The following is a 9,654-nucleotide window of genomic DNA, read 5'->3' as shown; positions in this document are numbered from 1 at the left end:
TTTACATATTGGACAATAATATTTTTGGCGCGAATTTTGAAACCATCTTTATCTTGATGAACCTTGCCACCCAAATAACGAAGATAATCTTTGGCGACTTCATCATATTGCCACTCCACTTTATAATTGGCATAAGAATAATCAATCACAATATTTTTGCCTTGCTCGTCTTTTGCAACGTTAGGCTGGGTTTTAAAACCCAGCCTAACCATATCTTGCCCATCTTTATAAAGCCATGATTCAAATTCATACTCTTTATCTATTGCCATTTCATTAAGATATTCGTTAAGCAGCTCACTGGATGTATAAACATTATGCGGCGCCTGCCGGCCGTTGCGCCAAAAATAATGAGCTTTAAAATATTGATTTAAATCATAAACATCATAAGCCCGACGCTTAATATTATCCAAACAAGCAGGACTGCCGCCAACATGGGCAAACAAAGCCTGGTATTCTTCAGCCAGATTAAGATAGTAAGTTCGGCAACTTCTAACCGGGCCTATTTCCTCTACCGAGCTGGAGGCATCATACAAAGCCAAAAAGCGAGTAATGCCGCCTTCGGCTAAGGTTTCGTACACAATACTGGCCTGGGACAGACCAGAAGCTGGCCGCGATTCAAAATAATTTTCCAAAACAACTGCTAGGGCACGGGTGCTTGATGCTTGCTTATCCACCAAAACTCCATCCAGATGCCTGGGTGCCCGGCTCTCGTCTGGCCCCAAATCGTCCAAAACCACCTCACATTGATTAGGCATAGTAGGATGATAATCAAAAAAACACCTCGAAGGAGGAGCTATTAAATCTTTGATGAGCCAAGTAGCGGCAATCACTGAAATAACTAATACTATAACTTGAAAGTCCTGGTCTTTGATTACCCGATTGAGCCTGTCTAAATATTTTTTGGAGTCTTTTTTATTTTCTTTTGTTTTAAAAAATTTAAGCATGGGAAGATTATAACATTAAAGCAAAAGGGCATTAAAGCAAGAAAACAATTTATTACTATGAGTTACGCGACTCCGGCCCGCCTTTCGGCCCCGCCGTTCGAGGCTCTGAGGAGCCCTCAGGCTCTCGAAGAGAGCTCAAGGCCGAAGGGCGGGCGAAGAAGCTTATTACGCGCGACCACTGTCACAACCGGGGGAGCACATTACTTTTCTTTCTTGTCTTCCTCTTTAACCTTTATCTCATCTCCAAATTTTTTATTCGTATCCTTTATTTCTTTATTTCTCTGTTTCTCTGTTTCCCCACCCTTGTCCGCTTCCTCACCAGCCTTCTCTATCTCTTCAGCACCCTCTGGCAAAGCCCCCTCCTCGGGTTTCTCTTCCAGTTCCTCAAGTTCCTTCTGGCTGCGCGGTTCAATAATGGAAACTATTGGTTCGTCAATATTTTCTAAAACTTTAACCTCGGGGGGAATATCTAAATCTCTGACATAAATTATATCACCGATTTGCTCCAGCTTGCCAAGATCAATATCTATCTGATGTAATAAATCTTTTGGCAAACATTCAATCTTGATTGCGTCTAAAGTTTTTATTAAAACACCGCCCGCCTCTTTGACTGCTGGTGATTCACCGATAAAATTCAGCTCGGTTTCAGCCGTAATTTTCTCATCCTCGCGTACTTGGTGAAAATCAACATGAACAATGTTTTGGGTAACCGAATCGCGCTCTATATCCTGCACTAAAACCTTAACCGGCTTGGCTTCGTCTATAGCAAGATCAATCAAACTGGATTCCCCGGCTTCAGCAAAAATTTTGTTAAAAACCAAAGACTTTAGTTCTAGGTTTTGATTTTTGGCTTTATGACCATACACAACAGCCGGGATCAAACCCTTTTCTCTTAGTAATTTATTCTTTTTTCCCAAAACCGTTCTGGTTTTAGCATTTAAAGTTAACATAACAGGGTTATAAAAGTTAGACTGGTTATTAGTTAGATTGGTTAAGAATATAACTAATAACCAGTCTAACTAATCTAACTAATCTAACTAAAAATTTTATAAAACTCTAAAACATCATCAAAGTTGACAGCCCGAGCATCTTTAAATCGCAGTATATCCTCGCTAGTTAAATCAGTAACCAAACCAACCGAACTGATGCCAAAGTTATTAGTTAGGACCAAAGAAATGATATGGCTATCACAGTCCCCGCAATAAGTGTGAACCAAACGAGCACCGCTTCTTTCCCCTAAAATATCGGTTTGTAAATCCTCCTGTCGCGCTTCGCATAAAGGACAATAAGATGCCAAGTCCAACGAGTCAAACATAAAACTATTATCGTCTAAATGATTGTACATTTTTAGTATAAACCCTGTACCAAAGTGTCGCTTGCCTGGCCTCCGACAACGCCTGAGACTTTGTTTTGGTGCAGGATAAAAGTTATCTAGTTAAAAGTATCATAAATAAAAATTTTAGTCAACACTGGAGCTTCGTTTTTGCGATCCATGAATAACCACGCTTTCTAAAAGACCCAAACTCATCAGGGTGATGATCAAAAAACTGCCGCCATAACTCACTAAGGGCAAAGGAACGCCAGTCACCGGCAAAACACCAACATTCATCCCAATATTAACAAAAACTTGTGAAGAAAACAAGACTATCACCCCAAGGACCAAAAACAAACTAAAATCATCATAAGCAGTCTTTAATATCCTTATCATCCTAATCAATAATAATACATATAAAGTAAAAAGTGTGCAGATACCGATAAAACCAAATTCTTCAGCAATCACGCTAAAAACAAAATCCGTGTTCGCGTCTGGTAAAAAATGCAATTGGCTTTGGGGCCCCAAACCCAAGCCCCGGCCAAAAAATTGTCCCGAACCAACAGCAATAATTGATTGGGTTATTTGGTAACCAACGCCCAAGGGATCACGCCCTGGCACGAGAAATGTTAAAACTCTCTCTTTTTGATAAGGCGCTAAAATAAATAACCAAGCCATGAACCCTGATAAAAGCAGTAGAAACAATACTCCTAAAATATGAGGCAGCTGTTTATCAATTATTAAAAACAAAATAAACCAAAGAACAAAAAGCAACAAAACTGAACCCATATCCGGCTGCAAGAGCACCAAAACTGCTGGCGCTAAAACTAATACTCCGCTTCGAGCAACACTCTTAACCGCCACCCGCCCATCTTTAATGTTCTTGCGCCAATAATTAGCCAACACAATAACTAAAATCAATTTTACCAATTCAACTGCCTGGAAACTAAAGCCTGCCAATACAAACCAACCGCGCGTCCCTCGCAGAGTTTCTCCAAAAAATAAAACCGCCAAAAGCATTAGCAATCCCAAACCATAAAGAGGATAAGCGTAATTCCGCAGGGCCCGAAAGTCAAAAAAAATAAAACTGCAAAATATTACCATTCCAATAAAAAGAGCTATTAATTGTTTCTTGAAAAAAGAGAAATCAGACGCCTCGGCATTCAATCCCAAACTATATTGAATCGCTAAGCCAAAAAAAACCAAAAGCATTGTTATGACCAACAACGACCAATCAATCCTTTTCAACAGCGGGGTAAAATTCCTTAATCTCATATGGACACCTGGAATAAAGTAAATATAGACTCCGACAAGCAGGTGTCTTAGTTACTTGTTAACATTAATTTTAATCTCCGACAGCGTTAAATAACACACTTTCTTCCTTATTTCAATTCTCCCTCCGAGCTCTCGCGCGGCATATAATTTTCAGAAGTTAAATAGTCAATGGCTGGCTCAATTTTTATTTCTGTGGGCGTTGGAACCTCATCCAGCCAAATAACCTCGGGGCTTATTGTTTCACCGGATTTAAACTGTGGGGCAGCGCCGTAGTGAAGACCCACTACATCCTGATAACGGATCAAAACAACTTTAAAGCCCGCTTCCCAAAAATTATAAAACGTATTGTTCCGAACTTTAAATTTTACCCTTGACGGCGCCTTTGCTCCGTTGAGTGTAGTAATGTCCCAGCCGGAAATAAACTCAACATCGCTGATAATAAAATCTTTATCGCTGATTTCAATCAGCTTTTTTACCCTTTGCCAACTAATATTTACAAATTCTATTTTGGGGCTTAATACCTGGCCGCTTACTTCCTTATTTAAAGCCAGTAAATAAGTTTCCTCTCCAGGCAAAATAAAATCTTCTTCATCATCTTCAAAAGTGCCGCCAGGCCAAACAAAACGATAACTCACTCTTCTTGCCAGCCATTTGGGGTTAGGGTTTTGTACTTGGGCCACAAAATCATACTTGCCGGAAACTCCCGGCAAGGCCGCTGTTTCCAAAATTATCAAAGGCTTGGGCTGATGGAGTTCGAAATACTCATGGAATTTAAACGAATCCCGGGCCAGTTCGCGAATCATGGCCTCGTATTCCCTGCTCCCCAGAAAATAATTAGTCAAGTGGTAAGCGCTGTAACCATAGAGATAAACGGATAAAAGAATAATAAGAAAAAACCCCAGCCTTTTCAAGAAAACTTTATGGCTGGCAAAATAGTAGAAAATTCTAAATTTTAACGGGTTGGGTTGCCCAACCTCCTCCATATCCATGTTTTTATTATACACTAATTTTTAGATAAATAAAACACCTGTGGATTTGTTGATAAATTTATTTGTGGTATAATAAAGATATCCTAAATAGAAATCAGTTATCCGAAGTCGGAAAACGGTTATAGAAAAGAGAGAAACAGAAATCGGTAAAAAAAATCAAAAACAGAAATCAACGCCACACAATTTTCTGTTCTCTGGTTTCCGCCCTGTCTTCATATCCCTGACTTCTGAAACTGATCTCTGTTTTCTGGCAACTAATTTCTATCAGTTTCTAACCCCGCCGCTCTAACTAATCTAACTTATAATCAAAATGATTCTTCAAACTTCCAAAGACCTTTTATTTATTGTCATTGCTTTTTGTATTTTGTGGATAACTGTATTTTTCTGCTGGCTCTTGTATTACTTTATAATGACTGCCAAGCGAATGCATGATGTGGTTAAATCAGGAAAAGAAAAGCTTGATAAGATCGGGGAAATCCTTGATTTACTCAAGAAAAAAATTGAAGCTGGCGCTTCGTATGTTGGGGCCGTCATAGAGGCGGCTACTAAAGTTACTGACTATCTGAAATCAAAAAAACAAGAAAGCAAAAAAACATTAAAACAAAGAGGGAAAAAGATAATTGCGGAAATAAAAAAGTAGGGATTGGGTAATCGAGTAGTGAAGTAATCAAGTAAGTAAGGAAATCAGTAAATAAGTTAATAGAGTTAATAAAAATACATAAACGAAAATAAAAATAAAAAACCACCAAAGAAAAGTTGACTTCCTTGGTGGATTTTGTTTTGAAATTTAAAAATAAAGAGCTTTGCCCGACTCACAAAACCTTTGCTAAAATTCCCCTTGCATAACATTTGGAGGATGGGTAACCCACCCGATAGATATCCCCGCCATGATCAACGGTCCACATAATCCAAGGGGTGACACATCAACAAAAATTGCTATGTCAAAACGGGGATCCCGGCCCGATACCTCGCTATCATCTACCAAGCAACGTGGGTCTGTCCGAACAATATCAGGTGTAGTCAATACCTGGTGCCACTCTTCCCGAGGAAAGTTAGTATCAAGCCAACGCATAATATCAGCTTCGATGGGCCTCTGATGAACAACCAACACCTCTTTCATGTTGTCCTCCTTCTGGGTTTCGGATGAAAAAATGAACGAATCTATTACTGTTACTGTGAATTGGTAATACAATATCTTAGCACAAATAAAATCTTATGTCAACCCTAAATTCGCGATTAATTAGCGAAATGAATTCGCGATAATATTAGCGAAACTTCTTATGAAATTCACCCATCTTCACACCCACAGCCACTATTCTTTGCTAGACGGCTTGCCAAAAATTGATGAACTGGTGGCTAAGGCTAAAAAATGCAACATGGACTCGTTAGCGCTCACCGACCATGGAGTAATGTATGGCGCGATTGAGTTTTATAAAACCTGTAAAGAAGCGGATATTAAACCGATTATCGGAGTGGAGTTTTATGTGGCGCCAAACGGCCGGCTCAATAAACAACCCCGGATTGATGAAGAGCGGCACCACTTAGTACTTTTGGCCAAAAATGAAATTGGCTACAAAAATCTGCTTAAGCTTACAACCAAAGCCCATCTTGAGGGTTTTTATTATAAACCAAGGATTGATTTAGAACTAATCAGAAAATATAACGACGGTCTAATCGCCTGCAGCGCCTGCCTCCAGGGCGAAATTCCAAAACTAATCATCACTGGCAAAAAAGACAAGGCTAAAGAGATTGCTCTTGAATATAATCAAATTTACGGCGCAGGCAACTTTTATCTTGAAGTCCAGCATCATCCTAACCTGCCAGAGCAAAAAACAGTGAACGATGCTTTATTTGAAATCTCGAAAGAACTTGGCATTCCTTGTGTCGCCGCTAATGACATCCATTATTTAGAATCCGATGATGATAAGGCCCAAGATATTTTGCTTTGTCTGCAAACCAAGAAAAAGTTGGAAGACACCGACAGAATGAATATGACGGGCGAAGACTTCTCTTTTAGAACAAGCGAACAAATGATTGAGGACTTTCGCGAGCACCCGGAAGTAATTGAAAACACCCAAAAAATTGCCAGCGCTTGTAACTTAAAAATTGAGCTGGGAAAAGTTAAGCTCCCGCACTTTGATGTTCCAAGCGGGATAACGGACTGGGAATATCTTAAAAAACTCTGCTACAAGGGAGTCCAAAAACGCTATGACGTCAATATGGAAGCTGACTTAGAGTCAAACCGCTCTTTAACACTATCAGAGACTGGCGAAAAAATTAATCCCCAAATAATAAAAGAAAGGTTAGATTATGAATTAGGCGTGATTAAAAAAACAGGATTCACGCCTTATTTTTTAATTGTGGCAGATTTTGTTAACTGGGCCAAAGATAACAATATTATAGTTGGACCAGGCCGCGGCAGTGCAGCTGGAAGTATTGTATCTTACCTTCTAAACATCACTAATATTGATCCCCTAAAGTATAATCTTCTGTTTGAGCGCTTCCTAAATCCCGAGCGAATCTCTATGCCGGATATTGACCTTGATTTTGCCGACACCAGGCGTGATGAAGTTATTGAATATGTCTCTCAAAAATATGGCCGCGATCATGTCAGCCAAATTATTACCTTTGGCACGATGGCGGCCCGCGCCGCTGTGCGTGATGTCGGTCGGGTTCTAGGAATGAGTTATACTTATTGCGATCAAATGGCCAAAATGGTGCCGGCGTTTTCCAATCTAGAGAAAGCCCTGGAGATAAATGCCGAACTTAAACAGGCTTATGACAATAATCCGGAAGCCAAAAAACTTATTGACATGGCTAAAAAATTAGAAGGCGTGGCCCGGCACGCCTCGACCCATGCTTGCGGTGTAGTTATTACTCGCGAGCCCCTGGTTGAATACATCCCGCTTCAATATGATTCTAAAGCTTTAGGCAAAACTATTATTTCCCAATTCTCAATGAAACCTATAGAAGACTTGGGGCTTTTGAAAATGGATTTTTTAGGCCTTAAAAATTTGACTACTTTAGAAAACACTCTTAAAATCGTAAAATATACTCGCGGTACTGAAATAGATATTGATGAAATACCGCTTAATGATGAAAAAACTTTTAAGCTCTTCCGCCATGGCGATACTACCGGCGTCTTCCAGCTGGAATCAAGCGGCATGAAACGCTACCTGGTACAACTTAAACCAACCGAATTGGAAGATATAATTGCCATGGTAGCCCTATACCGGCCAGGGCCAATAGAATGGATTCCTGATTATATTGCCGGAAAACATGGTAAGAAAAAAACCAACTACTTGCATCCCAAATTAACGCCCATTCTGGAAAAAACCCACGGAGTAGCTATTTACCAAGAGCAAGTGATGCAAATTGCCCGGGATTTAGCAGGTTTTAGCCTGGGTGAAGCTGATATTTTAAGAAAAGCTGTTGGTAAAAAAATCCCCAAGCTTTTAGCCAAGCAAAAAGAAGAGTTTATCGCTGGTTGCATAGAAAATGGGATTTCAAAAGAAATTGCCCAAAAAATATTTGCTTTTATCGAGCCTTTTGCCGGTTATGGTTTTAACAGAAGCCATGCCGCTTGCTATGCTATGATTGCATATTTAACGGCTTATCTTAAAGCCAACTATCCCCAGGAATTCATGGCCTCGCTTTTGACCAGCGATCAACATGATACTGACCGCATTGCTATTGAAGTTGAAGAATGCCGCAAAATGGGCCTTGAAATTCTGCCGCCCGACATTAACGAGAGCTTTAAACGATTTACTGTGGTGCAAAACCCAAATCTACAAATTTACCCCGGTGAAATCGCCACAGACAGTGTTTCACGGGGTGAATCAGAATCTACAAATGACACGCATAATGTGAAAAAGGCGATACGATTTGGGTTGTTGGCAATAAAGAATGTCGGTGAAAATATTATTGAAACTATAATCCGCGAGCGACAGGAGAACGGAACTTTCCAAACGTTAGAAGATTTTTTGCAAAGGGTCCAAACAAAAAACCTTAATAAAAAATCTTTGGAAAGTTTGATAAAATCCGGTGCCTTGGATAGCTTTGCCGAGCGCAATCAAATGCTCTCCAATATGGATAATCTCCTGAACTATAATAAGAACATCCAAAAAGAAAAAAACAACAACCAGACCAACCTTTTCGGCCTTATGGGACCAGACACCGGGCCTTCACTAAGACTAGAACCAGCCGAAGAAGCACCGGAGAGAAAAAAACTTAGTTGGGAAAAAGAATTGCTGGGCCTTTACATTTCTGAACATCCGTTTAGGGAGTTTGAAAATTATACAAAAGGCATCACTACCTCGTGTCGAGAAATCCAGCAACTTTCGCAAAAAACAAGCTACGGATCCGTTAAAACCGCGGGGGTTATCACCAACATTCAAAAAATCACTACCCGCTCAAACGAACCCATGCTTTTTGTAAAAATTGAAGATACAAGCGGCGCCCTGGAAATTTTAGTTTTTCCAAAACTGCTAAAACAAACCAATGAAATCTGGCACGAAGAAAAAATCGTCATCATTGCTGGCAAGCCATCAGATAAAGACGGAGTTATAAAAATTCTTAGTGACAATGTTTGGGAACTAAATCATGATAATTTGGATAAAATTTTAGAAGAAGTAAAAAAAACTACAAACAAGAATGGTTATACTAATGGTTACGCAAATTATAATAATGGCTATAATAACTATACAACCAACAATCCAAATAATAATCAACAGTCTCCTAATCAAGCAATCAAAATCATTATGCCCCCCGCATTAAACCAAGAGCTGGGTGAGAAGCTAAAATCACTTCTTAAAGCCTCTCCACCTGGTCAGCACAAAGTTTATCTTCTTTTTCCCCATGTCAAAGGCGCTGAAACCAGAAAAATAGCCACCAACTTCTTTCTTAACTTAAATGACGAACTTAAAATAAAAATTGAGCAAATTCTTGGTATGGGAACCGTAACACTGGACAAGTTTTAATTAAGGTGTATAATAAAGAAACAAAGAAATAGAAAAATAGAGAAATTAATATCTAATAATATCAACAAATATCTACCAATATCACGGCTGTGCTGATATGCATGATGGAGATTTATAGATATTGATGGAAATTAATTGATATTAATTGATATTTG

Annotated in this window: 7 protein-coding genes; 2 read left to right on the top strand and 5 right to left on the bottom strand. The window is 39.4% G+C overall.

Features of this window, described 5'->3' with window-relative positions; genetic code table 11:
- The 5 genes from KKD20_05185 to KKD20_05165 form a co-directional block, all read right to left on the bottom strand.
- The coding region (locus tag KKD20_05185) for a DUF3048 domain-containing protein (GenBank protein ID MBU4332484.1) at window positions 1-944 on the bottom strand (944 nt) is incomplete at its 3' end.
- Window positions 945-1,144: 200 nt separating this feature from the next.
- Window positions 1,145-1,894 (bottom strand): 50S ribosomal protein L25, encoded by a 750-nt coding sequence (locus KKD20_05180; protein MBU4332483.1) that lies wholly within the window; start codon window positions 1,892-1,894, stop codon window positions 1,145-1,147.
- Window positions 1,895-1,977: 83 nt separating this feature from the next.
- Window positions 1,978-2,289: a hypothetical protein gene (locus KKD20_05175; protein ID MBU4332482.1), complete on the bottom strand. Its 312-nt coding sequence runs from the start codon at window positions 2,287-2,289 to the stop codon at window positions 1,978-1,980.
- Between the two features lie 114 nt (window positions 2,290-2,403).
- A complete protein-coding gene (rodA, locus tag KKD20_05170) occupies window positions 2,404-3,531 on the bottom strand; it encodes a rod shape-determining protein RodA (protein MBU4332481.1) in 1,128 nt (375 codons plus the stop codon).
- Window positions 3,532-3,638: 107 nt separating this feature from the next.
- Window positions 3,639-4,535 carry a hypothetical protein gene (locus KKD20_05165; protein ID MBU4332480.1) on the bottom strand — a complete coding sequence of 299 codons (897 nt, stop codon included), beginning with the start codon at window positions 4,533-4,535 and terminating at the stop codon, window positions 3,639-3,641.
- A gap of 295 nt (window positions 4,536-4,830) precedes the next feature.
- Between KKD20_05165 and KKD20_05160 the strand changes: the two genes are divergently transcribed.
- A complete protein-coding gene (locus KKD20_05160) occupies window positions 4,831-5,160 on the top strand; it encodes a hypothetical protein (GenBank protein ID MBU4332479.1) in 330 nt (109 codons plus the stop codon).
- A gap of 640 nt (window positions 5,161-5,800) precedes the next feature.
- Entirely contained in the window at window positions 5,801-9,499 is a 3,699-nt protein-coding gene (locus KKD20_05155) for a DNA polymerase III subunit alpha (GenBank protein ID MBU4332478.1), read from the top strand.
- Window positions 9,500-9,654: the final 155 nt, after the last annotated feature.

This window comes from Patescibacteria group bacterium (genome assembly GCA_018896645.1).
Taxonomy (GTDB): Bacteria; Patescibacteriota; Patescibacteriia; order UBA2591; family JABMQE01; genus JAHIMF01.
This window is presented reverse-complemented; position numbering and strand designations above follow the sequence as displayed.

Coding starts and splice junctions, on each gene's coding strand:
- KKD20_05180 (MBU4332483.1), bottom strand. CDS start 1,894: ATGTTAACTTTAAATGCTAAAACCAGAACGGTTTTGGGAAAAAAGAAT.
- KKD20_05175 (MBU4332482.1), bottom strand. CDS start 2,289: ATGTACAATCATTTAGACGATAATAGTTTTATGTTTGACTCGTTGGAC.
- rodA (MBU4332481.1), bottom strand. CDS start 3,531: ATGAGATTAAGGAATTTTACCCCGCTGTTGAAAAGGATTGATTGGTCG.
- KKD20_05160 (MBU4332479.1), top strand. CDS start 4,831: ATGATTCTTCAAACTTCCAAAGACCTTTTATTTATTGTCATTGCTTTT.
- KKD20_05155 (MBU4332478.1), top strand. CDS start 5,801: ATGAAATTCACCCATCTTCACACCCACAGCCACTATTCTTTGCTAGAC.